The sequence below is a fragment of the Streptomyces deserti genome, assembly GCF_054782695.1.
In genome coordinates, this window is the sequence record NZ_BAAGRZ010000005.1 from 264,960 (window position 1) to 290,776 (window position 25,817).

A 25,817-nucleotide genomic window follows, 5' to 3' on the forward strand; every position below is an offset into this window, starting at 1 on the left:
TCGCTCGGGGGACACGGCGACCGACCGATGGCAGGCCGGTTCACCGGAGGTGGGGGAGTACCTCGGCCCCGAGCCGCCGGACGTTCTCCTCGGTGGCCGCCAGGTCTCCGGAGCCCTCGACGAGCAGGGCGAAGCGGGAGATGCCGGTCCGCTCGCTGGTCGCCGCGAGCCGGTCGGCGCACAACCGTGGCGTGCCCACCGGGTGCAGTCCGCAGAGCAGTTCGGTGTACGCCAGCGGGTCGCGCATCTGACGCTTGCGGCCGTCCACGGTGACATGGGCCTCCAGTCCCTGCTTCAGCCAGCCCGGCATCGCCTTGGTCAGCGCCTCCACCGCGTCCGTACGCCGGTCCGCGATCTGGCAGACACCGGCCGACACATGGGCCGCGCCGCGGATCTCCTCCACCGGCCGCCCGCACGCCCGTGCGTGCCGGCGCCACAGGGCGACCATCTCGGCCTTCTCCTCGTCCCCCACGTGCATCCCGAGCAGCATCGGCAGCCCGCGCTCGGCGGCCAGCCGCACGCTCGCCGGGGAGGTGCAGGCGAGGACGACCTCCGGGCCCTCGGTTTCCGTCAGGGCCTCCGACGGCCGTGGCACGACCGGAACTTCGCGGAACCGGTAGTGCTCCCCGTCGGCCGCGACGGACGGCTCGCGCAGCCAGCGCACCAGCAGATCGAGTGATTCCGGGAACGCCTTCTCGTACGCCTCCAGGCCCGCGCCGAACACCTCCAGGTCGACCCACGGCCCGCCGCGCCCCACGCCCAGCGTGAAGCGGCCGCCGCTGGTGAGGTGCAGCAGCGCGGCCTGTTCGCCGAGGGTCACGGGGTGGGTGGTGGGCAGCACGCTGACCGCCGTACCGACCCGGATGCGGCGGATCCGGCCCAGCAGTAGAGCGGCCAGGGTGACGGCCGACGGGCAGGTGCCGTACGGCACGAAGTGGTGCTCGGCCAGCCAGACCGTGTCGAGCCCGGCCTCCTCGGCCACCTCGGCCGAGCGGACCGCGCGGTGCAGCGCCTCCCCCTCGCCCTGCCCGGGGAACTGGGCCGCCAACACGAAACTTCCAACGCGCATCGCTTTCCTGCTTCCTTGGCTCCGACACGGAGCTCCCCCACAGCGCATAACCGTCTGACACCTGCCGAGGACACGGCCGGGCGGATGATTTTGCGGATTGTCTGCTGAATGGGTCGCTCCGGAGGGAGCCCCGACCGCTCACGGAGGGACGTGTGGTGGTTGGTGGCGTACACGTACCCCCGTCCGCGCCGCGTAGGCTGGACGCGGCCCGTGCTCCCTGTACAGCTCCGTGAGGTGTCCCGTGTCCCCGCGTCGCAACCGACCCAAGGGCGCTGTCTCGTCCGGCCGGAGCGCCGAGGACGACAGCCGCGGCCGCTACGGCGGCTGGCAGTCCTCGGAGAGCTGGCAGGGCGAGGACTGGAACGTGCGGCACGTGGCCGGTGCGAGCGCGCAGGGCAAGGCCTACCGCTGCCCCGGCTGCGACCAGCTGATCCCGGACGGCGTGCCACACGTCGTGGCCTGGCCGTCGTACGCGGGCGTCGACGACCGCCGGCACTGGCACAAGGCGTGCTGGAACGCCAAGGACCGCCGCACCACGCGGGTGCGGCGGTCCCGTAACGCGCCCAGGTTCTAGAGGAGTTGAGGGATCACACGTCCCGCTTCTCCAGCAGCGCGAACGCGCCGGCGAAGGCGACGGCCGTGACGCCGAGCATGATCCACAGCGGGTCCCAGCCGGACGGGCCGGAGTCGCTGAGGGAGTTGGCGTAGAAGACGCTGAGCTGGTTCGGGATGGAGTACTCGAACAGCGCCTGGCGCACGTTTTCCAGCGACGACGAGAACATGAACAGCGCGATCACCAGCGGAGCGAGCACGGTGCCGATCATGATGGTGATGGCGCCCGCCGAGTGCCGGATGATCGAGCCGACGGCGAGCGAGAGCATCCCGAGCAGCGCGATGTAGAGCGCGATGCCGACCGTGCCCTTCATCCACTCCCCGCCGGACGGCGACTTGACGTTGTTGCCGTCCAGCATGGCCACGTGCAGGAACGCCACGAGCGAGGCGGACACCAGCGTCACCACGAACGCGACCAGGAAGAACACGATCGCCTTCGCCGCGAGGACCCGCCCGCGGGACGGGCAGGCGACCATCGTGGTGCGGATCATGCCGGTGCCGTACTCGGAGGCCGTGGTCAGCACGCCCAGCGTGATGACGCACATGCTGCCCAGCAGCAGCCCGAAGAAGCCCAGCGACAGCGGGTTCTCGCCGGACAGGTCGGACTCGGAGCTCGCCACCACGACACCGGTCAGCAGACCGATGCCGACGACGAGCAGGACGAACACGCCCAGCGTCCACATCGTGGAGCGCACCGATCTGATCTTCGTCCACTCGGAGGCGATCGCGTGCCCGAGGTGCGTGCGCACCACCGGGATCGGCGAGGTGTACGTGGGGTCCGTCGAGCCGGAGGCGGGGTAGGGGGCACCGGGCGCCGCCTGCCAGTGCGGCGCGGCCTGCGGCATCGGGGGCTGGGGCGTGCTCATCGGGCGTCCTCGGGCTTGGTCACGTCGGTCGGGGCGGCGGGCCGGACGGCGGCGGGCGCCTGCTGCGGAGCGGGCGGCCGGCCGGAAGGCTGCGCGGGGGCCTGGGGCGCGGGCTGGGCGTACGGGTTGGCCATACCCGCCCCCGGCGTGCCCTGGGCGCCGTACGGCCCGGCCGGCGCCTGGACCGGTGCGCCCTGCGGCGCCGCGAACGGCTGCGCGCCGGGCTGGGGCGGCGGCGGGGCGTACCAGCCGGGCTGGCCCTGCCCGGGCACAGGCACCGGCGGCTGCGCGCCGGGCGGCAGCGGCTGCTGGAGCCCTTCCTTCTGGTCGATGGTCGAGCGGTAGTCGACGGCGCCCTGCGTCATCCGCATGTACGCCTCCTCCAGCGAGGCCTGATGCGGCGACAGCTCCCACAGCCGTACCTCATGGGCGTGCGCGATGTCGCTGATGCGCGGCAGCGGCAGTCCCGTCACCCGCAGCGCGCCGTCCTGCTCGGGCAGCACGTGCCCGCCCGCCTCGGTGAGCGCGGCCGACAGCTTCTCGCGCGCCTCCGGCTCGGTGTCGGGCGTACGCACGCGCGCGAAGTCGGCGGAGTTGGCCGAAATGAAGTCCTTCACGCTCATGTCGGCGAGCAGCTGCCCGCGTCCGATGACGATGAGGTGGTCGGCGGTGAGGGCCATCTCGCTCATGAGGTGGCTGGAGACGAACACGGTCCGTCCCTCCGCCGCGAGCGCCTTCATCAGGTTGCGCACCCAGAGGATGCCCTCGGGGTCGAGGCCGTTGACCGGCTCGTCGAACAGCAGCACCTGCGGGTCGCCGAGCAGCGCGGCGGCGATGCCGAGCCGCTGGCCCATGCCCAGCGAGAAGCCCTTGGACCGCTTCCCGGCCACGTCCTGCAGGCCGACGACCCCGAGCACCTCGTCCACGCGCTTGGCGGGGATGCCGGACAGCTGGGCCAGGCACAGCAGGTGGTTGCGGGCGGCCCGGCCGCCGTGCACGGCCTTGGCGTCCAGCAGGGCGCCGACCTGGCGGGGGGCGTTGGGCAGCTTGCGGTACGGGTAGCCGCCGATCGTCACCTGACCCGCGGTGGGGTTGTCCAGGCCGAGGATCATCCGCATGGTCGTCGACTTGCCCGAGCCGTTGGGCCCGAGGAAGCCGGTGACGGCGCCGGGCCGTACCTGGAAGGAAAGGTTGTACACAGCGGTCTTGTCGCCGTAGCGCTTGGTCAGGCCGACTGCCTCGATCATGCTCCGCACCCATCGCAAGGTTCAGGACAGCGGGGCACACGCCCCCGTAAGGGTTAGGAGGATATCCGGGCGCTGACGGTTCCACCCAAGAGCGAGTAAAAGGTCGGCCCCGCCGTGCTGTCACTAGGCGTCGCGCTTCTTCAGCAGCAGGTAACCGCCGACGAGTGCCGCGAGCACCCACAGGGCCATGATCCCGAGGCCGCCCCAGGGACCGTAGGGGACGTCGTCGTCGACCGGGGTGACCACCTGCATGATCCGGCTGCCGGCCTGGTCGGGCAGGTACTGGCCGACCTTCTTCGTCGCGTCGACGTTGCCGAGGATGCTGGAGATCAGGAAGAAGAACGGCATCAGGATGCCCAGCGACAGCATCGGCGAGCGCAGCATCGCGGCGACACCCATCGAGAACATCGCGATGAGGGTCATGTAGAGCCCGCCGCCGAGGACCGCCCGCAGCACACCGGGCTCGCCCAGGGACGTGCTGTGCTCGCCGAGCATCGCCTGGCCGAGGAAGAAGGCGGCGAAGCTGGTGGCCATGCCGACGACGAGGGCGAGGCCCGTGGCGACCGCGATCTTGCTGAACAGGAAGGTGCCGCGTTGCGGTACGGCGGCCAGCGAGCTGCGGATCATGCCGGTGCTGTACTCGTTCGACACGACGAGCACCCCGAACACGATCATCGCGAGCTGGCCGAGGCTCATCCCCGCGAAGCTGATGAACGTCGGATCGAAGGAGAGCCGGTCCTGCCGGCTCATGCCGTCGAACTCGCTCTTCGACAGCGCCGAGATCAGCATGCCGAGGGCGATGGTGACGACCACCGCGAGGGAGAGCGTCCACACGGTGGACGCCACTGACCGGATCTTGGTCCATTCCGACCGGATGACCTGGGTCGCCGCCATGCTCAGCCCCTCCTCCAGCTCTCGCCCCACTGCGGAGCCTCCGGGGCCGTCCCGCTGTGTGCGTGGTACTCCACCGACTCCGCGGTCAGCCGCATGAACGCCTCCTCCAGCGAGGCCTGTTGCGGGCTCAGTTCGTGCAGGGTGATCCGGTGCTGGGCGGCCAGCTCACCGATGTGCTCGGCCTTGTTGCCGTCCACCTCCAGTGCCCCGCCACCGCTCTCCACGGCCGTGATCCCGGCCCCGTGCAGCACGTCCAGCAGCCGCTCCCGCTGCGGGGTACGGATCCGGACGTACGAGCGCGAGTTCTGCTCGATGAAGTCGGCCATGGACGTGTCCGCGAGCAGCCGGCCCTGCCCGATGACGACCAGGTGATCGGCCGTCAGCGCCATCTCGCTCATGAGGTGGCTGGAGACGAACACCGTCCGGCCCTGCGCGGCCAGGGACTTCATCAGCGTGCGGATCCAGTGGATGCCCTCGGGGTCGAGGCCGTTGACCGGCTCGTCGAACATCAGGATCCGCGGGTCGCCGAGCAGCGCGGCGGCGATCCCCAGCCGCTGCCCCATGCCCATCGAGAAACCCTTGGTCTTCTTCCGCGCGACCGCCGTCAGCCCGACCGTGTCCAGCACCTCGCGCACCCGCTGCTTCGGGATGCCGTTGCTCTGCGCCAGGCACAGCAGGTGGTTGTAGGCGCTGCGCCCGCCGTGCCAGGCCTTGGCCTCCAGCAGGGCGCCGATGTACGTCAGCGGGTCCTTCAGCTGGTCGTAGTGCTTGCCGTCGATGCGGACGTCCCCGGCCGTCGGCCGGTCCAGGCCGAGGATCATCCGCATGGTCGTCGACTTGCCCGCGCCGTTGGGTCCGAGGAAGCCCGTGACGGTGCCCGGTCTGACGGCGAAGGTCAGGTTGTTCACCGCCACCTTCTCGCCGTACCGCTTGGTCAGCCCCTCGAGCTCGATCATGCGGCCCACGCTAGAACGGGACGAAGCCCTCTGCCACCGCAGTGGCAGAGGGCTTCGCAGGTTTTCAGCCGCCGTACGCCGGGGCGTTACCGGGACTGCTGGGCGGGGACCCCGCGGGAGATCGGCTCGTCCTCCGTGGCGGGTGCGCCGGTCGCGGCCACCGCGGCGCCCGTGAGCGTGGCGAGCATCTCGCGCACGTTCGTCAGCTGGGCGTTGATGGAGTCGCGGCGGTTGGTGAGCGCCGCGAGCTCGCGCTCGGATTCCGAACGGATGCGGTCGGCCTTGGCATTGGCGTCGGCCACGATGTCCTCGGCCTGGCGCTGGGCCGTCTCCACCGTCTGGCGGGCACGGCGCTCGGCGTCCGTACGCAGCTTCTCGGCCTCCAGGCGCAGCTGCTCGGCGCGGTGCTCGATCTCGGCGAGGCGCTTTTCGGCCTTGGCCTGACGGGAGGCCAGGTCGCGCTCGGACTGCTCGCGGCGCTTGGCGAGGTTCGTCTCGAAGTCGGCGGCGGCCTGTGCGGCCTTGGCGCGGGTCTCCTCGAAGAGGGCGTCCGCCTCCTCGCGCTTGGACTGCGCGTCCTTCTGCGCCTCGGCGCGCAGCTGGGCGGCGTCGCTCTTGGCCTTCTCGACGATCCGCAGGCCCTCGTCCTCGGCCTTGGCCTTGCGCTCGGCCGCGTACGACTCGGCGTCGTTGCGCACCTGCTGGGCGGCCGACTCGGCGAGCTCGCGGTGCTGCTCCGCCGCGCGCCGGGCCTCCTCGCGCAGGTCCTTCGCCTCCTCCTCGGCGAGACGGAGGATCTTCTCCACGCGCGCGCCGAGACCCGCGTACGACGGCTCGGCGTCGCTGATCTGGGCCTGGGCGTTCTGCGTCTCGAGGTGGAGCTCTTCGATGCGCTTTTCCAGAGCGGTGATGCGGGCGAGAGCGCTGTCACGGTCGGAGACGAGCTTGGAGATACGTTCGTCCACCTGAGCGCGGTCGTACCCACGCCGCACAAGCTCGAAGCCGTAGGGGGAAGTGTCGCTCATGGGGTTCCTGTCGAATGAGACCGGTGAGGTGATAGGTGGAATCCTAGGGGCCGAAGCGGTGTGTCATCGAGCGGATGCACGTTTGATACGCAGAATGAGACCCCTTTTGGGTGGCTGACCGGCGGACGGCTTGCCAAAGACTTGGTCAAAGGCTCCAGCGGACACCGGATTCGTCCCTCCTCGCTAGCTCTCTGACGATTTGCCACCCGATCGGGTCGCTCCCGCCGCCGCGCCCGCCTTGACCCCGTTGTCCTTGCCCGCCGGCGGTGCCTCGAAGGACTCCAACGCTTCCAGGACGTCCTGGACACGGGAGATCTCGGCGTTGATGTCCTCGCGGCGCCGGACCAGGACCTCCAGTTCGCGGCGGCCCTCCTCGACCGTGCGCTTGGCCTCGCGGATCGCCTCGGCCTTGAGCTCCTCGGCCTCCTTGATGAGGGTCGCCTTCTTCTGCTCGGCCTCCTTCAGCAGACCCTCGGCCTTCTTCACGGCGGCGATGCGCACCTTGCCGGCCTCGGAGTTGGCCTCGGAGACGATCTCCTTGGCCTTCGCCTCGGCCTTGGCGAGCTGCTCCTCGGCGGCCTTGATGAGCGCGTCGCAGCGGTCGCCGGTGGACTTCATCGTCTCGGCGGCCTCGCGGCGGGCCCGCTCGTGCAGCTCCTCGATCTCGCTCGTGATGCGGTCGCGCAGCTCCTCGGCGCGCTCCCTGATCTGCGTGGCGTCCCGGCGGGCGCCGACCAGCAGCTCGTCCGCGTCCGTACGGGCCTTCTCCACCAGGGAGTTGCCCTCGACGGTGGCCTCGGAGACCAGCCGCTCGGCCTCCTTGCGGGCCGCGCCGACCATCGTGTCGGCCTGCGCCTCGGCGTCCGCCGTGGTCTTCAGGGCCTGCTGCTGCGCCTCGGTGAGCAGCTTGTCGGCCTCGGCCGTGGTCTCCGAGATGAGCTTGTCCACCTGCTCGGCCGCCTCGGAACGCCGCTTGTTGGCGGCCTTGCGGGCCTCGTCGAGGGTGCGCTCGGCCTCCTCGCGCGCGGACGACACCAGCCGCTCCGCCTCCGCCTCGGCGTCGGCCTTGACGCGCTCGGCCTCGGTGCGGATCCGCTCGGCGTGCTGCTGCGCGGAGCCGACCGTCTCGGCGGCCTCGGCACGCATCCGCTCCGCGTCCGACGTGGCGTCCCCGATCAGCTTCTCGGCCTTGGCGACCGACTCGGCCCGCAGCCGCTCGGCCTCGTTCGCCGCCTCGCCGCGGACCCGCTCCGCCTCGGTGAGGGCCTCGGTACGGACGCGCTCGGCCTCCGCGACCGTGTCGTTGCGCAGCCGGTCGGTCTCGGCGATGGTCTCCGTCGTGAGCCGCTCGGCCTCGTTGCGTGCCTCGGTGATGAGGGTGTCCGCCTGCGTCGCCGCGTCCGAGCGGATTCGGTTGGCGTCCTCGCGGGCGTCCGCCCGGGTGCGCGCCGCGCTCTGCTCGGCCTCGGCGATGGTGTCCGACGCCTCCGTGCGCACCCGCTGGGCGTGCTCGGCGACGTCCGTACGAATCCGCTCGGCCTCGGCGATCGCCTCGGACATCGTGCGTTCGGCGAGCGCCTTGGCGGCCTCCGACTCCTCGCGGGCCTCGCGGCGGACCCGGTTGGCGTCCTCCGTGGCCCGCTCCCGCTCGGCGTAGGCGTCGGAGCGGACCCGGTCCGCCTCCTCCTCGGCCTCCCGGCGCGTGCGGTCCGCCGCGTGCTCGGCGGCGCTGCGCAGCCCGGCGATCTCCTCCTGGGCCTGCTCGTGCAGCCCGGCGACCGAGTCCCGGACCTGCTGGGCGTGCTGCTCGGCCGCCGACACCATCTCGGTGGCGCGCCGGTCGGCCTCCTCCACCAGGCGTACGGCCTCGGCCTGCGCCTCCTCCACGCGCTTGCGCGCCGAGGCCAGCAGCTCCTCGCTCTGCTCGCGGGCCCGCTCACGCTCCTGGTCGGCCTCCTGCCGGGCGGCACCGAGGAGTTCCTCGGCCTCGCGGCGGCGCCGGTTGGCCTCCTCCTGGGCGGCGGCCAGCGTCTCGGACGCCTCGGTGGCGAGCCGCTCGGCGGCGGCCTGGGCCTCCGCGCGGACCCGGTCCGCGGTGTCCTGCGCCTCCGCCTTCAGCCGCTCGGCCTCGGCCGCGGCCTCCGAACGCAGGCGTACGGCGACGGCCTCGCCCTCCGCACGGGAGGCGGACGCGTCGGACGCGGCCTCGGTGCGCAGGCGTTCGGCCTCCTCCTCGGCCTGCTGCTGGAGCGTACGGATCCGCTCGGCGGCCTCGGAGCGCAGCCGCTCGGTCTCCTCGGCGGCCTCACGGCGGATCCGCGCGGCCTCCTCGCGGGCGTCGCTCAGCGCCTGCTCGGCGGCGACCAGGCGGTCCTCGGCCTCCTTCTGGAGCCGCGCCAGCTCCTCGGCGGCCTCCGCCTGCCGGGCCGCGAGGACCCGCTCGGTCTCCTCGCGCAGCTCGCGCGCGGCCCGCTCGGCGTCCGACTTGAGGGCCTCGACCTGCTCCAGGGCCTCCTCGCGGTGCCGCTGGGCCTCCTGGCGGGTGCGCTGAAGGGTCTCCTCGGCCTGCCGGCGCAGCGTCGTGGCGCGCTCGATGGCCTCGGTGCGGACCTTCTCGCTGTCCGTCTGGGCGGTCGTACGCAGCTCGTCCGCGTCCGCCTTCGCCTTGGCGAGCAGCTCCTCGGCGGTCCTGGCCGCCTCCTCGATCTGCGCCACGGCCTCCTTACGGGCCTCGGCGCGGATCTTCTCGCCCTCTTCGACCGCCTCGGCGCGCAGCTGCTCGGCCTCGCCGCGCAGCCGGCGGGCCTCCTCCTGCAGCTCGACCGTCTTGGCGCGGTACTCCTTGGTGTCGTCCTTCGCCGCGCCCTTGAGCTGCTCGGCGATGTCGTGCGCCTCGGCGCGCAGCCGGTCCGCCTCGGCCTCGGCCTCCCTGCGGATCCGCTCGGCCTCCTCGGCCGCGGCCTTGGTGGTCTTCTTGGCGTCCTCGGAGGCCTTGTTGAGGACGTCCTCGGCGGTCTTGGCCGCCTTCGACAGCTGGGTCGCGGCCTCCTCGGCGGTGATGCTGCGGGCCTTCTCGGCGGCCTCGGCGAGCATCTTCTCGGCCTCGGCGCGGGCGTCGGCGACGAGCTGCTCGGCCTCCGCCTTGGTGGACTCGGCCTCCTTCGTGGCCTCCTCGACCAGCCGGGCGACCTGCTCCTTCGCCGTCCGCGTGCGGGTCTCGTTGGCCGCCTCCGCGCTCGCGAGCGCCTTGGCCGCGGCCTCCTTGGCCTCCGCGAGGAGCTTCTCGGCTTCCGCGCGGGCCTCGCGCAGCGCCGTGTCGGCCTGAGCCATGCGCTGCTCGGCGGCCCGGCTCATCTCCTGGGCCTGGCGGCGCGCCGACTCCGACTCGGTGGCGGTGGACGTACGCAGCTGCTCGGCGTGGTCGGTGGCCTCCTGGGCCTGTGTGGAGGCGGCGTTGAGGAGCCGCTCGGCGTCCGCGCGGGCGCGGCGCAGCAGCTGCTCGGCCTCCGCACGGGCCGCCTCGGCCTCGCTCTGCAGCCGCTGCCGCGCCTCGGCGGTCAGCCGCTCGGCCTCCGCACGCGCGGCGGCCATGGCCTGCTCGGCCTCGGCGCGGGACTCCTCCAGCAGACGGCGGGCCTGCTGCTCGGTGCGGGCGCGCAGCTGCTCCGCCCACGCCACGTTCTCGTTGACGTGCGACTCGACGGTCTGCCGGCGCTCGGCCAGCTCCTGGTCGAGCTGCTGGCGGCGCGTCACCGCCTCCTGGTGCAGCTCGGCCTGGAGCCGGGCCGCCTGCTCGGCGTGCTCCTGCAGGATCCGCTGGGTCTGCGCCCGGGCCTGGCTCAGCTCGCGCTCGGCGTCGGCCCGGATCTGGTCGGCCTGCATCTGCGCGTTGCGCAGCAACTGCTCGGCCTGCCAGCCGATGTCGCCGCCGTCGAACGCGGGCCGGGACATGATGGTGCGCCGCGCCTCGTGCAGCTTGGCGCGCAGCACCTCGACCTGGTAGCCGAGGTCCTCGGCGTGCTGGATCGCCTTTTCCCGCTCGGTCTTCAGCCGCTTCATCTCGGCTTCGAACCGAGAGAGGTGGTCGACGTCAGCCGCCGGCTCTCGCTCCTGGCTCTCGTAGCCCCGCACTGCGCGGTCCCATCCGTCCCCTGGTCGCAAGTCTCTCCAAACGAGCTCCGTCCATCCGCCGAACGGGGCCCCCGGGGAATGGTGTCAGATCAACGGCGGAGCATGGGCTGCTGCCCCGACGCTCGTCCCCCGAAACCCGGACCCCGGAATGCGATCGCCGCGGATTGAGCGGCGACCGCACCCAACCCTACCGGCCCTTATGTACGAGGGTCAGTGCTCAGGTGACTCAACAGGCGCGGAAGTGACCAGTTCTGTGAGTACGCCGTGGCAGTCCTTGGGGTGCAGGAAGGTGATCCGTGACCCCATGGAGCCGCGTCGGGGCTCTTCGTACAGGACGCGTACGCCCTTGTCCCTGATGGCGGCCGCGTCCCCGTCGACGTCCGCCGTGCCGAAGGCGATGTGGTGGACGCCCTCCCCGTTCTTCGCGAGCCACTTCGCGACGGTGGAGTCCTCGCGGATCGGCTCGAGAAGCTGCAGGTACGAAGACCCGCCGTCGGACGTATCGTTGATCTTGAGCATGGCCTCGCGCACGCCCTGCTCCTCGTTGACCTCGGTGTGGAACACCTCGAAGCCGTAGGTGGCCCGGTAGAACTCGACGGTCGCGTCGAGGTCGTGGCAGGCGATTCCGATGTGGTCGATTCGCGTCAGCATGGATTCAGTGCAGCGCTGAAGAGGTGGTTACGCAACGTGCGCGCGATCACACCGACAGCCCGATGACGGGGTGGAGTACCGGTCAGTACATTCGAAGTAAACCCTCGTTCACTCCTCGGCAGTGCAGCCGGTAAGGGGATCACAGCTCATGTCTTCTGGAACTTCCGGGACTGGAACCTCCGGCACGAACGGCACGACGTCCGTCATCGTCGCGGGTGCCCGTACCCCGATGGGGCGGTTGCTCGGTTCGCTGAAGTCCTTCTCCGGAGCCGACCTCGGCGGCTTCGCGATCAAGGCCGCCCTCGACCGTGCGGGGATCGGTGGCGACCAGGTGCAGTACGTGATCATGGGCCAGGTGCTGCAGGCCGGGGCGGGGCAGATCCCGGCGCGCCAGGCCGCGGTCAAGGCCGGCATCCCGATGAACGTCCCGGCGCTGACGATCAACAAGGTGTGTCTGTCCGGGCTCGACGCGATCGCGCTGGCGGATCAGCTGATCCGCGCGGGTGAATTCGACGTGGTGGTGGCCGGTGGGCAGGAGTCCATGACCAACGCCCCGCATCTGCTGCCGAAGTCCCGTGAGGGCTTCAAGTACGGCGCGGTCCAGATGCTCGACGCCATGGCGCACGACGGGCTGACCGACTCCTTCGAGGGCGTCGCCATGGGCGAGTCGACCGAGAAGCACAACACGCGGCTGGGCATCGGTCGGGAGGAGCAGGACGCGGTGGCCGCTCTGTCGCACCAGCGGGCTGCCGCGGCCCAGAAGAACGGGATCTTCGAGGCCGAGATCACGCCGGTGGAGATCCCGCAGCGCAAGGGCGACCCCATCCTGTTCAGCAAGGACGAGGGCATCCGCGGCGACACGACGGTCGAGTCCCTGGGCAAGCTGCGTCCCGCGTTCTCCAAGGACGGCACGATCACGGCCGGCTCGTCCTCGCAGATCTCGGACGGTGCGGCGGCCGTGGTGGTGATGAGCAAGGCCAAGGCGCAGGAGCTCGGCCTGGAGTGGATCGCCGAGATCGGCGCGCACGGGAACGTGGCCGGGCCGGACAACTCGCTGCAGTCCCAGCCGTCGAACGCGATCCTCCACGCGCTGAAGAAGGAGGGGCTGAGCGTCGAGGACCTCGACCTCATCGAGATCAACGAGGCCTTCGCCGCCGTGGCCGTGCAGTCAATGAAGGACCTCGGGGTATCCACCGAAAAGGTGAACGTCAACGGCGGGGCCATCGCCCTGGGTCACCCGATCGGGATGTCCGGTGCCCGGCTCGTGCTGCACCTGGCGCTGGAGCTGAAGCGGCGCGGCGGCGGGGTCGGTGCGGCGGCGCTGTGCGGTGGGGGCGGTCAGGGTGACGCGCTGATCGTGCGGGTACCGAAGGCCTGACGGCGGATTCTTCGGTTGACTTGGTTGACCTTCTCGGGAACGGAGCTGTGATGCAGGACGTCTCCACGCTGGTGGCCCAGGCCAGGGAGGGGCGGCCGCGGGCCGTGGCCCGGCTGATCTCCCTGGTGGAGGGGGCGTCCCCACAGCTGAGGGAGGTCATGGCCACGCTCGCGCCGCTGACGGGCGGGGCGTATGTCGTGGGGCTGACGGGATCGCCCGGGGTCGGCAAGTCCACGTCGACCTCGGCGCTGGTGACGGCGTACCGGAAGCAGGGCAAGCGGGTCGGGGTGCTGGCCGTGGACCCGTCCTCGCCCTTCTCCGGCGGGGCGCTGCTCGGTGACCGGGTGCGGATGTCCGAGCACGCGTCGGACCCCGGCGTGTACATCCGGTCCATGGCCACGCGGGGCCACCTGGGCGGGCTCGCGTGGGCCGCGCCCCAGGCGATCCGGGTGCTGGATGCGGCGGGCTGCGACGTGATCCTCGTCGAGACGGTGGGCGTCGGGCAGTCGGAGGTGGAGATCGCGTCGCAGGCCGACACGTCCGTGGTGCTCCTGGCCCCGGGGATGGGCGACGGTATCCAGGCCGCCAAGGCGGGCATCCTCGAGATCGGTGACGTGTACGTCGTCAACAAGGCCGACCGGGACGGTGCGGACGCGACCGCCCGCGAGCTGAACCACATGCTGGGGCTGGGGGAGGCGCGCGGGCCGGGTGACTGGCGCCCGCCGATCGTGAAGACGGTCGCCGCGCGGGGGGAGGGCGTCGACGAGGTCGTCGAAGCCCTGGAGAAGCACCGCGCGTGGATGGAGGAGCGGGGCGTCCTGGCCGAGCGCCGGCTGGCCCGGGCCGCACGCGAGGTGGAGACGATCGCGGTCACGGCACTGCGGGAGCGGATCGGGGATCTGCACGGGGATCGCCGGCTGGGCGCGCTGGCGGAACGGATCGTTTCGGGACAGCTGGATCCGTACCGGGCGGCGGACGAACTGGTGGCGGGGCTGACGGAGGGGTAGCCCTCCGGGGGTTTGGCCGGGGGTGCCTGCGGTGGCTTGTGCGGGTGCCTCCGGCGGTCTGAGCGGGGATGTCTGCGGCGGCTTGTGCGGCTTCGGTGGGGGTGCGCTTAGCGCCTACCGCTTCGGCGGGGGCAAGGCCCGTGCGTGGGCGACTGCGGGTGCGTCCACCTTGCGGTGCGGGCAGGCCTTCGGCGCGCGCGGCGCCGCACCGCGCACGGCGTCAGCCGCCTAGCTGCGGGCAGTCGTGCCGCCTGGGGCGATGGGGGAGGGTGGGTGCAGCGGCACCTCGCGGCGCCGGGTTGCGCACCCACCCGAGCTGCGGCGCCGGGTGCCTGACAGGCGGATGGCACCGGGACATTCGGCCCAGCCGCCGGCAGTCACCCCGCAGCCCACCCCCGTGGCGTTCCGTCAGTCGTCGTCCGAGTCGTCGTCCGAGCGGTCCGCCGTGAGCTTGCCGGTGTTGAGGTCGACCTTCCAGTCCTGCTCGGCGCCGCCGGAGCGGTGCGTCTCGGTCTCCCACGCCTTGGACCTGCCGTCCTCGTCCAGGTCCACCGAGGTCACCGTGCCCTTGCCGGCCGCGGCCTTCGCGGCCTCCGCGGCCGTCACGGACGTACCCTTCAGCGCCGCCCGGACCTGAGCCGTGTCGTCCTCGTGCTCGGTGTGAACGCCGAGGACCTTGCCGGTGCCCGGGTCGACGCGGACGCTGTGCCACGTGTCGTCGCCGCCGAGGACGTCGACGCTCCAGACCACCTTGCCGTTGTCGTCGTCCTCGTCGTCCAGCTCCGCGGAGACCACCGTGCCCGGGGTGTGCTTCAGCGCGGCGGCGATCGCGTCGGGTGCCGTCACGTCGACGGACGTCACGCGGTCGGCGTCGTCCGACAGCCGGGTGTGTGCCGCCTGCCGCGCCGCCCCGTCGTTCCCCGTGACCGCGAGAGCCGTGGCCGTACCGCCTCCGATCAAGGCGGCAGCCGTCACCGCGGCGATCACGATGTTGCGCTTCATGCGGATTCCTCCCGAGTCGCTTCGTTTTCGACCTCTTCAATCTCGCTGACGGATGCTGAGAGGAAGCTGAAAGCCCCTGAAGGGATCTTCAGGTTGGTTTTGCGACCCTTTACCCATGCGCCTGTTGATCGTGGAGGACGAGAAGCGGCTGGCCCTGTCGCTGGCCAGAGGCCTGACGGCCGAGGGATACGCCGTGGACGTCGTCCATGACGGGCGGGAGGGGCTGCACCGGGCCTCGGAGGGTTCGTACGACCTGGTGATCCTCGACATCATGCTGCCCGGGCTGAACGGCTACCGGGTCTGTGCCGCCCTGCGCGCCGCGGGGCACGACGTGCCGATCCTGATGCTGACCGCCAAGGACGGCGAGTACGACGAGGCGGAGGGGCTCGACACCGGCGCGGATGATTATCTGACCAAGCCGTTCTCGTATGTCGTGCTCGTCGCTCGGATCAAGGCGTTGCTGCGGAGGCGCGGGCAGGGGGCCGGGGCATCGCCGGTGCGTGTGCACGGTGACCTGAAGGTGGACACCGCCGCCCGCCGGGTGTTCCTGGGGGAGGACGAAGTGAGCCTCACCGCCAAGGAGTTCGCGGTTCTGGAGCACCTGGTGCTGCGGGCCGGCGAGGTGGTGTCCAAGGCGGACATCCTGGAGCACGTCTGGGACTTCGCCTACGAGGGCGATCCGAACATCGTCGAGGTGTACGTCAGTACGTTGCGGCGGAAGTTGCGTGCCGGGATCATCCGCACCGTGCGCGGCGCCGGGTACCGGCTGGATACGGCGTCATGAGACGGCTGTTCGGGTCTGTGCGGGCACGAGCCACGCTCGCGGCGACCCTGGTGGTCGCCGTGGCGCTCGTCGCGGCCGGGGCCGCCGTGCTGCTGTCCCTGCGGTCGAACCTGATCGGCGAGGCCGGCACCGAGGCGGAACGCTCCGCGCGGGCCGTCGCCGCCGAGCTCGCCGCGAAAAAGCCGTTCGACCGGCTCTCGGGCCTGGACGGCGACCATGAACCGGTGCAGGTCGTCGACGAGGACGGCACGCTGGTCGCGGTCAGCGAGGACCTGGAGCGGATCAGCGGCACCGGCACGGACGCGGTGAAGCCGCGGGCGGCGGCCGGGGAGCGCGGGGACGAAGACTCCGACTCCGGGGATGCCGACGACTCCGACGACTCGCTCGAACCCGGTGAGATCGCCAAGGAGACCACCTTCACCAACGGGTCCGCGACCATCGACGGGGAGAAGGCCGACTACCGGTTCGCCCGGCTGGACGTGGAGACCCACGACCGGGGGCGTCTCACCGTCTACGCCGGTGCGCCGCTGGCCGCCGAGCACGGGGCCGTGCGCAGCGCGCTGACGGTCATGCTGATCGGATTTCCGCTGCTGCTGGGAGTGGTGGCGGGGGTGACCTGGCTGGTGACCCGGCGTGCGCTGCGCCCGGTGGAGGGGATCCGGCAGGAGATGGGGGCGATCACCGCCTCGGAGGATCTGGCGCGGCGGGTGCCGGAGCCGGACACGCATGACGAGGTCGCGCGGCTCGCCCGTACGACGAATGAGACGCTCGCCGCCTTGGAGGCCTCCGTGGAGCGGCAGCGGCGGTTCGTCGCCGACGCCTCCCATGAGCTGCGCAGTCCCATCGCTTCCCTGCGGACCCAGCTGGAGGTGGCCGTCGCCCATCCCGAGCTGCTCGACCTGGAGGGCGCGGTGGAGGACACCGTACGGCTGCAGCGGCTCGCCGCCGATCTGCTGCTGCTCGCCCGGCTGGACGCGGGCGAGCGGCCGGCTCCGGAGGCCCGGGTCGATCTCGCCGCGCTCGCGCGGGAGGTGGCCGCGGGGCGGACCGGGGTGACGGTGGATGCGGAAGCGGTGGACGTGGCCGGATCCCGGGGGCAATTGGGGCGATTGCTCGCCAATCTGCTCGACAACGCGCAGCGGCACGCCCGGTCGGCGGTCGCCGTGACCGTGCGGCGGGACGGGGACTGTGCCGTGGTCGGGGTCGCCGACGACGGGGACGGGGTGCCCGAGGCCGACCGGGAGCGGATCTTCGAACGGTTCGTACGGCTGGACGCGGCGCGCAGCCGCGACGACGGTGGTGCCGGGCTGGGGCTCGCCATCGCCCGGGACGTCGCCGTACGGCACGGCGGCACGCTCACGGCGGGCGAAGCGCCGGCAGGCGGAGCCCTGTTCGAACTCCGCCTGCCGCTCGGCTAGGGCCTGTCGTCAAACTCCCGTCGTCCGCCCGGAGGGCGGGCTCCGCGGCGTCAGGTGCGTGCTCTCGGCGTGCCGGGACTTGGCCCACGTACTGGATGTACTTGGGCCGGGGCCCGGTGCGGCGAGAGTGCGTGCATGGCGTCGCGGAGCAGGCGGGAGTTTGACGACAGGGCATCGGGCCTGCCCCGGCAGGCCTGGGGCCCTTCTTCCGGGTTACGGACGGCCGCGCTGGCCGCGTAGGTGCTCCGCGATGGGCTTGAGGGCCTTGTCGAGCTCGGTCAGGGCCTCGGGGGACAGCAGGTCGATGAAGTGCCTCCGCACAGACGCCACATGATGGGGCGCGACCTTCTTCATCGTCTCCATGCCATGCTCGGTGAGGACCGCGTAGAGCCCGCGGCGGTCCGACTCGCAGTTCTCGCGGCGGACCAGGTTCGCGTTCTCCATGCGCGTGATCTGGTGCGAGAGGCGGCTCTTCGACTGGAGGGTGGCGGAGGCGAGATCGCTCATCCGCATCCGCAGGTCCTCCGACTCGGAGAGGTTCACCAGGATCTCGTAGTCGTTCATTGTCAGGCCGAACGGCTGCAGGTCCTTTTCGAGCTGGTACGTCAACAGCCTGTTGACCTCCAGGTGGGTGCGCCAGGCGCACTGCTCCGTATCAGTCAGCCAGCGCGTGGCCGTCTCGGTCTCCATGAATGAAGTCTACCTAAGAAGTTGAATTGCGAACTAATGAGGGTTTTGGCGTGACGGCGCGTGCCGGTGGAGCGGTGGTGCGCACGCGTTCGATGTCACACTCCGCAGACTACCGCTCACAGCCCGAAGCGACGCTGGAGGTCTCCCAGCTGTCCGGGAAGGCGCGGTGTCCCGGACTGCTGTCCCGGGGCGCCGGACATCCCGCCGCCGGGCACTCCCTCCTGCTGCGGAACCGCCCCCGTGGCCTGCTCCGCCATCAGGGTCTCCGACGACTGCAGCAGCACCGTGCCGGCCCCCACGAACTCGAACTGGTGCTCCTCTCCGGAGGCCCCTCCGAGGCCCGTCATCGCACGTAGACCGCCCAGAAGGCCGGTCATGTACCCGTGGTCGTAGTGGTGGCACGGTGAGGGGCAGTCGGCCCAGCCGACGAGCGCCTGGGGGTCCACCCGGATCGGGGGTTCCATGAACACCACCGGACCGTTGGATGCGGCCACGAACCTTCCGGTTCCAAGAAGGGTGAGAAAGCCGGGCACGATCGACTGCTTCAGCGACAGAGTTGGCTGAAAAGCGAGCAGATTGCCCGAGCGAATGGTCAGATTGCCGTCCTCGAGGTCGTACGAGTTCACGTCGAAGGCCCGGTCGGCGAGGAGCATCTTGCCCGAGCCCTCCGCCACGACCCAGTCGCTCGCGTGCAGAGGCGAATGGAAGGACGTGCGGACAAGTCGGTCCAGCCGGCCGTGCCCGATGCCGTTGAACTCGATCGAGCCGTAGTAGGCGATCATCTTCCCCTTCTGCAGGAACCACTGGCTCCCCCTGAGCTCCACGCAGAAGCTGTAGGCGTTGACGTTGTCGTCGGACGGCAGCGTCGACGGGTCGAAGACCGCGGGCCCGGCGCCCGGAGTTCCGTAGGTGCTCACAGCTTCTCCTCCGACGCCTGGACGTACACCGCACCGCTGCCGCTGAGCTCCAGCTGGAACGCCTCGCCCGAGCCGCGGCCCACCATGTCCCGCCAGCCCAGGGCCGTGGACAGCTTGTTGCGGACGTCGCCGTGGTGGGCGACGTAGGCCTGCGGGTCGACGTGCACCGGGCGCTGCGGGGTGATCGGCAGCTCGAACACGCCGCCGTGGGCCATCACGGCCACCGCCCCGTGGCCCTTGAGGGTGGTCGTGAAGAGCCCCTGGCCGGTGACCTGGCCGCGGACCATGCCCATGACGCCGCCCTGCGCGCCCAGGAACGCCGTGCCCTGCTGGAGCGTGCCCTCGAAGGCCAGGAGGCGGTCCGCCTCGACGGACAGCGTGTCGCCGGCGAGGTCGATCACGTGGACCTCGTGTCCGCCGTGCCCGAACAGGACCGTGCCGTTGCCCTCGACGGTCATCAGGTCGGTGTCCTCGTCGGCGACCCGGCGCCCGATCATCGACCTGAGCCCGCCCTGACCGCCGGCCAGACTGGGCGTGAAGGACACCTCGCCCTGGTACGCGAGCATCGCGCCGCGCTGGCTGAACAGCCGCCGGCCGGGCGACACGGTCGCCTCGACCATCTTCGCGTTGATCTCCCGGAAGGCCATCACTCGTCCCCCGCGATCGTGTTCCGCTCGCTCGGCTGCACGTACACCAGTCCGTCCCCCTCGAATCGCATCTGGAAGGCCTCGCCGCCGCCCTCCCCGATCAACGTGCGGAACGTCACACCGGACTGGAAGGACTGCCGCAGGTTCCCCTGGTGGGCGACGTACGCCCCCGGGTCGACGGTCAGCGGGTACTGCGGGCTGACCCGCAGCACCACCGCCGGGCCGTCCGACATGATCGCCGCCTGGCCGTGTCCCTCGACGGTCGTCGTGAACAGCCCGTTGCCCTGCGAGGCCCCGCGCATCCCCGTGAAGCTGGTCCCCGTGCGCAGGGCGCCGTCGGCCACCAGCAGGTTGCTCGACTCCACGTACAGCTTGTCCCCCTGGAGCCGGACCAGGTTGATCTCGGAGGCGCGGTCCGCGAACCAGCAGGTCCCCTGCCCCTTCACCTCCATCAAGGTCATCTGCTCACCGGTCAGCCGCCGGGTCACCATCCCGCGGATGCCCTCGCCGCCGCCGCTGAGCTTCTTGAAAGCCATCTGACCGTCGTACGCGACCATCGAGCCGTTCTTCGCCTTCACGGCGTCCCCGGTCATGTCGACGGCGAGCACCTTGCTGCTCTGAAGTCGGAACATCGCCACGCCTGCGAAGGTAGCCCGCCGGACACGCCCGCCGACAGGGCCCACGGGCGGAGACGGACCCTGAGCCCACCCCTAGGGGCTTCCGGCTGTGCACCCCAGGGGAGCGGACCCCCTCCCGGGGATCGTGCCGGCCGTTTGCCACAATGGACCGACGCTTGTGCGTGCGTTCACAAACCGTCCAGACCGTCAGACCGTCGGACGCCGACGTCTCTCCCACCGAAGGTGACTCGTGGACATCAAGACCGCCACCGCCCTCCGCCGCCTCCGCCTGGTCTCGGGCCCCGAGGCGATCTCCTTCCTCCTGCTGCTCGTCTGCTCGGTGCTGAAGCGGACCACGGACTTCAACGCCGTGCCGGTGATGGGCATGATCCACGGCGTCCTGTTCATCCTGTACGTGATCTTCTGGGCGGACGCCTGGAACCGCACCAAGTGGCCCCTGAAGACCGCCGCCCTCTACTTCGTCCTCTCCGTGCTGCCCGCCGGCGGCTTCTTCGCCGACCGCAGGCTGCGCCGTGAGGCCGAGGACGCGGTCATCGCCGCGCGCGCCCGCAAGGAAAAGGAAGGGGTCGTGAAGGCATGATCGTCGCCTTCTCCGTGACGCCACTGGGCGTCGGCGAGGACGTGGGGGAGTACGTCGCCGACGCCGTACGCGTGGTGCGCGAGTCGGGCCTGCCGAACCGTACGGACGCGATGTTCACCTCGGTCGAGGGCGAGTGGGACGAGGTCATGGACGTCGTCAGGCGCGCCGTCGCCGCCGTCGAGGCGCGGGCGCCGCGCGTGTCCCTGGTCCTCAAGGCGGACATCCGTCCGGGAGTGACCGACGGTCTCACCTCCAAGGTGGAGACCGTGGAGCGGCACCTCGCGCAGTAGGCCCGCCGAGCAGCACATCCGGAAAACCCCGGCCCGCGCGGGCCGGGGTTTTCTCGCGCCAGGGGTTTGAGCGATCGCTCAAAGAGGTGTACTTTCCCGTGCAGAGCGTTTGAGCGATTGCTCAAAACGGCAGTTGACGCGGGGGGCTCATATGGGGCTGTACATAGAGGCGCGCATCCGTGCCGACCTCGACGACCTGTGGGCGCGTACGCAGGACCCGGCCCAGCACCAGCGCTGGGACCTGCGCTTCACCGAGATCGCCCACCTCCCGCGCGAGGAGGGCCGGCCGCAGCGCTTCCGGTACGCCACGCGCGTGCTGCCCTTCCTCACCATCGCCGGCACCGGGGTCTCGGCGGGTGAGAAGGAGCGCCCGGACGGCACCCGCACCTCGGCTCTGCGCTTCGCCTCGCCGCACCCGCTCTCCCTGCTCGCCGAGGGCAGCGGCTACTGGCGCTACGTCCCCGACGGCGACGGCGTCCGCTTTCTCACCGGCTACGACTACCGCCCCCGCTGGGGCGCCTTCGGCGCACTCGCCGACCGCCTGCTCCTCCGTCCCCTCATGGGCTGGGCGACGGCCTGGTCCTTCGACCGCCTCCGGCTGTGGCTGGAGCACGGCGTCACCCCGGAACGCGCCCGCCGGAACTGGCTGGTGGAGGTGGCGGTCCGCGCCCTGGTGATCGTCGTCGCGTGCACCGGCTTCGGCCTGGAGCAGGCCCTGCGCGTCTTCGGCCCCCTCGCGCCCGCGGCGGCCTACACCTGCCCGTTGCTCCTGGCCGTCGCCATCTCGCTGGCCCTGTTCATGTCACCCCTGTCCCGCACCCCGGCCGCCCGGCGCTGCCTGCGCCAGCCGCCCACGCGCGTGCGTGCCCCCCGTCTCCTGCGCACCCTGGAGAACCCGCGATGACCTCGATCTTCCGCACGGTGCTGGGCGCCGACTTCGACCGCCTCCACCCGCGGCTCAAGCGCCGCTTCTCGGTCGGCCTGGCGAGCGGCGAGGCGTGCACCGGCCGGGGCGTGATGGACCGTGTCTGGCACGGCGGCGCCTTCGTGAAGCCGTTCCTGGCCCTGGGGGCCACCCGCAACATCCTGGTCCCCGCCGAGGGCCGTCACGTGCCCTTCACCATCGAGAACGTCCCGTACACCGACAGCTTCGGCCGTGAGACGGTGACCTTCGTGCGCACCTTCGACCTGCCCGGCCGTCCCCGCCGCTTCGACGCCCAGATGGTGCTCAGCCCCAAGGGCGACCGCGTCGTCGACTACCTGGGCACCCACCAGCACCTGGCCAGCGAGCTCCACCTCCGGGCGGAGCCCGACGGCTCGCTGCTCATCCGCTCCGGCGAACACCGCTTCAGGGAGGGCCCGGTGGACGTCCGCGTCCCCGAACTGATCGGCGCCACCGCCGAGGTCCGCGAGTCCTACGACGACAGCGCCGGCCGCTTCCGTGTCCGGGTCCGCGTCGTGAACCGCCACTTCGGCCCCCTCTTCGGCTACGAGGGCTCCTTCACCGCGAGCTACACGGACGTCGCGTCCTGCGGCGTACGCTCCGGCCTGCGCCCCGTGCGCGAGGAGGCGCGCGCATGACCCCCGACACGGCGAAGTCCCAGGAGACGAAGGCCAAACTCCTCGAGGGCGCGCTGCGCACGCTCACCGAGCAGGGCATCGCCAAGACCTCGGCCCGGACGATAGCGGCGGCCGCGGGGGTCAATCAGGCGCTGGTCTTCTACCACTTCGGCTCGGTGGACGAGCTCCTCGCGGCGGCGTGCCGGTACGGGTCGGAGCAGGTGGTGGCGCGGTACCGGGCACGGTTGTCCGCCGTCACCTCCCTGTCCGAACTGCTGGCCCTGGGCCGCGAGATCCACGCCCAGGAGCGGGCCGGGGGGCATGTGGCCCTGCTCGGACAGCTCCTCGCCGGCGCGCAGACGCATGCCAGCCTCGGGCCCGCCACGGCGGCGGGCCTGGAGCTGTGGATCGCGGAGATCGAGAAGGTCCTCATCCGCGTCCTCGCGGGCACGCCGTTCGGGGAGTTCACCGACCCGGCGGGACTGGCGCGGGCGGTGGCGGCGTCGTTCGTGGGGATCGAGCTGTACGAGGGAGTGGACGCGGCCGGGGCCACCGCGGCACTGGACGCGCTGGAGCAGCTCGGGGTGCTGGTGGCCGCGCTGGAGGACCTGGGACCGGTGGCCCAGCGGGCGGTACGGCACCGGCTGCGGCGCACCAGTCGCCGTACGGCCCGCGGGGACGGCGGACCGGAGCCGACCGAAGAGCGAGACGGGGCTGACCAGCATATGACCGGCCGGTAAGGTCGGGTTCGTGCCGAAGCCCCTCAGTCTCTCCTTCGATCCCATCGCCCGCGCCGACGAACTGTGGAAGCAGCGCTGGGGAAACGTGCCGTCCATGGCCGCGATCACCTCGATCATGCGCGCGCACCAGATCCTCCTCGCCGAGGTCGACGCGGTGGTCAAGCCGTACGGACTGACGTTCGCGCGGTACGAGGCGCTGGTGCTGCTCACCTTCTCCAAGTCCGGCGAGCTGCCGATGTCCAAGATCGGCGAGCGGCTCATGGTGCACCCCACCTCCGTGACGAACACGGTGGACCGGCTGGTCAGGTCCGGTCTGGTGGCCAAACGGCCCAACCCCAACGACGGGCGCGGCACCCTCGCCACCATCACCGACAAGGGCCGCGAGGTCGTCGAGGCGGCCACCCGCGACCTGATGGCGATGGACTTCGGGCTCGGTTGCTACGACGCCGAGGAGTGCGCGGAGATCTTCGCGATGCTGCGGCCGCTGCGGATCGCGGCGGGGGACTTCGAGGAGCAGTGACCCGGGGCAAGATCCCCCGTAAGGGGTGGTTACGCTCGACGGCATGAAAAAGAGCGTGCTGACCCGCTACCGCGTGATGGCCTACGTCACCGGCGTCCTGCTGGTCCTGCTGACCATCGGCATGATCGCCAAGTACCTGCTCGAGATGGACGGCGCGGCCGACTTCACGCGCGTCGTCGGCATCGCGCACGGCTGGCTGTACGTCGTGTACCTGATCTTCGCCTTCGACCTGGGTTCCAAGGCGAAGTGGCCCGTCGGCAAGCAGCTGTGGGTCCTGCTGGCCGGGACCATCCCGACAGCCGCGTTCTTCGTGGAGCGCAAGGTCAGCCACGAGCTCGAGGCGAAGATCGCGGAGGACTCGCCCGCGGTCGCCGAGGCGTAGGCACTTCCGCCGTACGGACGAGCGTACGGCGGTCAGCCATCGACATTTACTAGGACGTCCAAGTAAATTCGAGGGTATGGACGCTGACGCCATCGAGGAGGGCCGCCGACGCTGGCAGGCCCGGTACGACGCCGCACGCAAGCGCGAGGCCGACTTCACCACGCTCTCCGGCGATCCCGTGGAGCCGGTGTACGGGCCCCGGCCCGGGGACAGGTACGAGGGGTTCGAACGGATCGGCTGGCCGGGTGAGTACCCCTTCACCCGCGGGCTGTATCCGACCGGCTACCGAGGGCGTACCTGGACCATCCGGCAGTTCGCCGGGTTCGGGAACGCCGAGCAGACCAACGAGCGGTACAAGATGATCCTGGCCGCGGGCGGCGGGGGTCTGTCCGTCGCCTTCGACATGCCGACGCTGATGGGCCGCGACTCCGACGACCCGCGCTCGCTCGGCGAGGTCGGGCACTGCGGGGTGGCGATCGACTCGGCGGCCGACATGGAGGTCCTGTTCAAGGACATCCCGCTGGGGGACGTCACGACGTCGATGACGATCAGCGGGCCGGCCGTCCCGGTCTTCTGCATGTACCTGGTCGCCGCGGAGCGCCAGGGCGTGGACCCGTCGGTGCTGAACGGCACGCTGCAGACCGACATCTTCAAGGAGTACATCGCCCAGAAGGAGTGGCTCTTCCGGCCCGAGCCGCACCTGCGCCTGATCGGCGACCTGATGGAGTACACCAGCGCCCGCATCCCGGCCTACAAGCCGCTGTCCGTCTCCGGCTACCACATCCGCGAGGCCGGCGCGACGGCCGCGCAGGAGCTGGCGTACACGCTGGCGGACGGCTTCGGGTACGTGGAGCTGGGACTCAGCCGCGGGCTGGACGTGGACGTCTTCGCGCCCGGCCTGTCCTTCTTCTTCGACGCGCACGTCGACTTCTTCGAGGAGATCGCCAAGTTCCGCGCGGCGCGGCGCATCTGGGCCCGGTGGATGCGCGACGTGTACGGGGCGAAGAGCGAGAAGGCGCAGTGGCTGCGGTTCCACACGCAGACGGCCGGCGTCTCGCTGACCGCGCAGCAGCCGTACAACAACGTCGTACGCACGGCCGTGGAGGCGCTGGCAGCCGTGCTCGGCGGCACCAACTCGCTGCACACCAACGCCCTCGACGAGACCCTCGCCCTGCCGAGCGAGCAGGCCGCGGAGATCGCGCTGCGCACCCAGCAGGTGCTCATGGAGGAGACCGGGGTCGCCAACGTCGCCGACCCGCTGGGCGGTTCCTGGTACGTCGAGCAGCTGACGGACCGGATCGAGGCGGACGCCGAGAAGATCTTCGACCAGATCAAGGAACGGGGGCTGCGGGCCCACCCCGACGGGCAGCACCCGATCGGGCCGATGACGTCCGGGATCCTGCGCGGCATCGAGGACGGCTGGTTCACCGGGGAGATCGCCGAGTCGGCGTTCCGGTACCAGCAGGCGCTGGAGAAGGGCGACAAGAAGGTGGTGGGCGTCAACGTCCACACCGGATCGGTCACCGGGGACCTGGAGATACTGCGGGTCAGCCACGAGGTGGAGCGTGAGCAGGTCCGGCTGCTGCGGGAGCGGAAGACGGCGCGCGAGGACACGCGTGTGCGTGCCGCGCTCGACGCGATGGTGGCGGCCGCGCGCTCCGGAGCCAACATGATCGAGCCGATGCTGGAGGCCGTACGGGCGGAGGCGACGCTCGGGGAGATCTGCGAGGCGCTGCGCGAGGAGTGGGGGGTGTACACGGAGCCGGCGGGCTTCTGAGCCTCCTTCGGGACCCGCCGACCCGCCGACCCGTCG

26 protein-coding genes are annotated in these 25,817 nt (G+C 71.2%); 13 read left to right on the plus strand and 13 right to left on the minus strand.

All coding sequences use genetic code 11. The annotated features are described in order from the left end of the window. Positions 1-40: 40 nt before the first annotated feature. Positions 41-1,069, minus strand: coding sequence for an LLM class flavin-dependent oxidoreductase (locus ACYVMZ_RS13305; RefSeq protein WP_461079002.1), 1,029 nt, complete (start codon positions 1,067-1,069; stop codon positions 41-43). Positions 1,070-1,310: 241 nt separating this feature from the next. On the opposite strand from ACYVMZ_RS13305, the gene ACYVMZ_RS13310 reads away from it, so the two are divergent. Next, positions 1,311-1,643 (plus strand): ATP/GTP-binding protein, encoded by a 333-nt coding sequence (locus ACYVMZ_RS13310; protein WP_461079004.1) that lies wholly within the window; start codon positions 1,311-1,313, stop codon positions 1,641-1,643. A gap of 13 nt (positions 1,644-1,656) precedes the next feature. On the opposite strand, the gene ACYVMZ_RS13315 is transcribed toward ACYVMZ_RS13310, so the two are convergent. The 7 genes from ACYVMZ_RS13315 to mce all read right to left on the minus strand — a co-directional run bounded on the left by ACYVMZ_RS13315 (position 1,657) and on the right by mce (position 11,451). Further along, entirely contained in the window at positions 1,657-2,547 is an 891-nt protein-coding gene (locus ACYVMZ_RS13315) for an ABC transporter permease subunit (RefSeq protein WP_461079006.1), read from the minus strand. After that, a complete protein-coding gene (locus ACYVMZ_RS13320) occupies positions 2,544-3,794 on the minus strand; it encodes an ABC transporter ATP-binding protein (RefSeq protein ID WP_461079008.1) in 1,251 nt (416 codons plus the stop codon). Before ACYVMZ_RS13320 ends, ACYVMZ_RS13315 begins: the two co-directional genes overlap by 4 nt. Positions 3,795-3,917: 123 nt before the next feature. Beyond that, positions 3,918-4,688, minus strand: coding sequence for an ABC transporter permease (locus tag ACYVMZ_RS13325; protein WP_461079010.1), 771 nt, complete (start codon positions 4,686-4,688; stop codon positions 3,918-3,920). A 2-nt stretch (positions 4,689-4,690) separates the two neighbouring features. Continuing rightward, positions 4,691-5,644, minus strand: a complete 954-nt coding sequence (locus ACYVMZ_RS13330; protein WP_461079012.1) for an ABC transporter ATP-binding protein — start codon at positions 5,642-5,644, stop codon at positions 4,691-4,693. An 86-nt stretch (positions 5,645-5,730) separates the two neighbouring features. Further along, positions 5,731-6,669, minus strand: a complete 939-nt coding sequence (locus ACYVMZ_RS13335) for a cellulose-binding protein (protein WP_461079014.1) — start codon at positions 6,667-6,669, stop codon at positions 5,731-5,733. 183 nt (positions 6,670-6,852) lie between these two features. Further along, positions 6,853-10,800 carry a polarized growth protein Scy gene (scy, locus tag ACYVMZ_RS13340; protein ID WP_461079016.1) on the minus strand — a complete coding sequence of 1,316 codons (3,948 nt, stop codon included), beginning with the start codon at positions 10,798-10,800 and terminating at the stop codon, positions 6,853-6,855. Between the two features lie 210 nt (positions 10,801-11,010). Further along, positions 11,011-11,451: a methylmalonyl-CoA epimerase gene (gene mce, locus ACYVMZ_RS13345; RefSeq protein WP_171118036.1), complete on the minus strand. Its 441-nt coding sequence runs from the start codon at positions 11,449-11,451 to the stop codon at positions 11,011-11,013. Between the two features lie 148 nt (positions 11,452-11,599). On the opposite strand from mce, the gene ACYVMZ_RS13350 reads away from it, so the two are divergent. After that, positions 11,600-12,829 carry an acetyl-CoA C-acetyltransferase gene (locus ACYVMZ_RS13350; RefSeq protein ID WP_461079019.1) on the plus strand — a complete coding sequence of 410 codons (1,230 nt, stop codon included), beginning with the start codon at positions 11,600-11,602 and terminating at the stop codon, positions 12,827-12,829. A gap of 50 nt (positions 12,830-12,879) precedes the next feature. Next, complete coding sequence (meaB, locus tag ACYVMZ_RS13355) at positions 12,880-13,836, plus strand: methylmalonyl Co-A mutase-associated GTPase MeaB (RefSeq protein WP_461079021.1); 957 nt, start codon at positions 12,880-12,882, stop codon at positions 13,834-13,836. 408 nt (positions 13,837-14,244) lie between these two features. Here meaB and ACYVMZ_RS13360 read toward each other — a convergent pair whose 3' ends face one another. Beyond that, the gene (locus ACYVMZ_RS13360) at positions 14,245-14,838 is read right to left on the minus strand and encodes a PepSY domain-containing protein (protein WP_461079023.1); all 594 of its coding nucleotides are present in this window, start codon (positions 14,836-14,838) and stop codon (positions 14,245-14,247) included. 115 nt (positions 14,839-14,953) lie between these two features. On the opposite strand from ACYVMZ_RS13360, the gene ACYVMZ_RS13365 reads away from it, so the two are divergent. Further along, complete coding sequence (locus tag ACYVMZ_RS13365) at positions 14,954-15,622, plus strand: response regulator transcription factor (RefSeq protein ID WP_461079026.1); 669 nt, start codon at positions 14,954-14,956, stop codon at positions 15,620-15,622. Continuing rightward, a complete protein-coding gene (locus ACYVMZ_RS13370; RefSeq protein ID WP_461079028.1) occupies positions 15,619-17,040 on the plus strand; it encodes a sensor histidine kinase in 1,422 nt (473 codons plus the stop codon). The genes ACYVMZ_RS13365 and ACYVMZ_RS13370 overlap by 4 nt, the downstream gene beginning before the upstream one ends. A 213-nt stretch (positions 17,041-17,253) precedes the next feature. Here the strand turns inward: ACYVMZ_RS13370 and ACYVMZ_RS13375 are convergent, their stop codons facing one another. From ACYVMZ_RS13375 to ACYVMZ_RS13390, 4 genes are all read right to left on the minus strand, one after another. After that, on the minus strand, positions 17,254-17,730 hold the full coding sequence (locus ACYVMZ_RS13375) for a MarR family winged helix-turn-helix transcriptional regulator (protein ID WP_381021375.1): 477 nt from the start codon (positions 17,728-17,730) through the stop codon (positions 17,254-17,256). A gap of 116 nt (positions 17,731-17,846) precedes the next feature. Continuing rightward, positions 17,847-18,647 carry an AIM24 family protein gene (locus tag ACYVMZ_RS13380; RefSeq protein WP_461079030.1) on the minus strand — a complete coding sequence of 267 codons (801 nt, stop codon included), beginning with the start codon at positions 18,645-18,647 and terminating at the stop codon, positions 17,847-17,849. Next, entirely contained in the window at positions 18,644-19,294 is a 651-nt protein-coding gene (locus ACYVMZ_RS13385; RefSeq protein ID WP_461079032.1) for an AIM24 family protein, read from the minus strand. The genes ACYVMZ_RS13380 and ACYVMZ_RS13385 overlap by 4 nt, the downstream gene beginning before the upstream one ends. Further along, on the minus strand, positions 19,294-19,926 hold the full coding sequence (locus tag ACYVMZ_RS13390; protein WP_461079116.1) for an AIM24 family protein: 633 nt from the start codon (positions 19,924-19,926) through the stop codon (positions 19,294-19,296). The genes ACYVMZ_RS13385 and ACYVMZ_RS13390 overlap by 1 nt, the downstream gene beginning before the upstream one ends. 235 nt (positions 19,927-20,161) lie before the next feature. Here ACYVMZ_RS13390 and ACYVMZ_RS13395 point away from each other — a divergent pair, with 235 nt between their 5' ends. The 8 genes from ACYVMZ_RS13395 (at position 20,162) to ACYVMZ_RS13430 (ending at position 25,781) form a co-directional block, all read left to right on the plus strand. Beyond that, the gene (locus tag ACYVMZ_RS13395; RefSeq protein ID WP_461079034.1) at positions 20,162-20,512 is read left to right on the plus strand and encodes a DUF3817 domain-containing protein; all 351 of its coding nucleotides are present in this window, start codon (positions 20,162-20,164) and stop codon (positions 20,510-20,512) included. After that, entirely contained in the window at positions 20,509-20,802 is a 294-nt protein-coding gene (locus tag ACYVMZ_RS13400; protein WP_189701513.1) for an MTH1187 family thiamine-binding protein, read from the plus strand. Before ACYVMZ_RS13395 ends, ACYVMZ_RS13400 begins: the two co-directional genes overlap by 4 nt. Before the next feature lie 151 nt (positions 20,803-20,953). Continuing rightward, positions 20,954-21,706: a hypothetical protein gene (locus ACYVMZ_RS13405; RefSeq protein ID WP_461079037.1), complete on the plus strand. Its 753-nt coding sequence runs from the start codon at positions 20,954-20,956 to the stop codon at positions 21,704-21,706. Continuing rightward, positions 21,703-22,383 carry a DUF4166 domain-containing protein gene (locus ACYVMZ_RS13410; RefSeq protein WP_461079039.1) on the plus strand — a complete coding sequence of 227 codons (681 nt, stop codon included), beginning with the start codon at positions 21,703-21,705 and terminating at the stop codon, positions 22,381-22,383. Before ACYVMZ_RS13405 ends, ACYVMZ_RS13410 begins: the two co-directional genes overlap by 4 nt. Beyond that, on the plus strand, positions 22,380-23,102 hold the full coding sequence (locus ACYVMZ_RS13415; RefSeq protein WP_461079041.1) for a TetR/AcrR family transcriptional regulator: 723 nt from the start codon (positions 22,380-22,382) through the stop codon (positions 23,100-23,102). The genes ACYVMZ_RS13410 and ACYVMZ_RS13415 overlap by 4 nt, the downstream gene beginning before the upstream one ends. Positions 23,103-23,112: 10 nt before the next feature. After that, positions 23,113-23,622, plus strand: coding sequence for a MarR family winged helix-turn-helix transcriptional regulator (locus ACYVMZ_RS13420; RefSeq protein WP_461079043.1), 510 nt, complete (start codon positions 23,113-23,115; stop codon positions 23,620-23,622). A gap of 43 nt (positions 23,623-23,665) precedes the next feature. Beyond that, positions 23,666-24,004, plus strand: coding sequence for a DUF3817 domain-containing protein (locus ACYVMZ_RS13425; protein WP_461079045.1), 339 nt, complete (start codon positions 23,666-23,668; stop codon positions 24,002-24,004). A 76-nt stretch (positions 24,005-24,080) separates the two neighbouring features. Continuing rightward, positions 24,081-25,781: an acyl-CoA mutase large subunit family protein gene (locus ACYVMZ_RS13430; RefSeq protein ID WP_461079047.1), complete on the plus strand. Its 1,701-nt coding sequence runs from the start codon at positions 24,081-24,083 to the stop codon at positions 25,779-25,781. Positions 25,782-25,817: the final 36 nt, after the last annotated feature.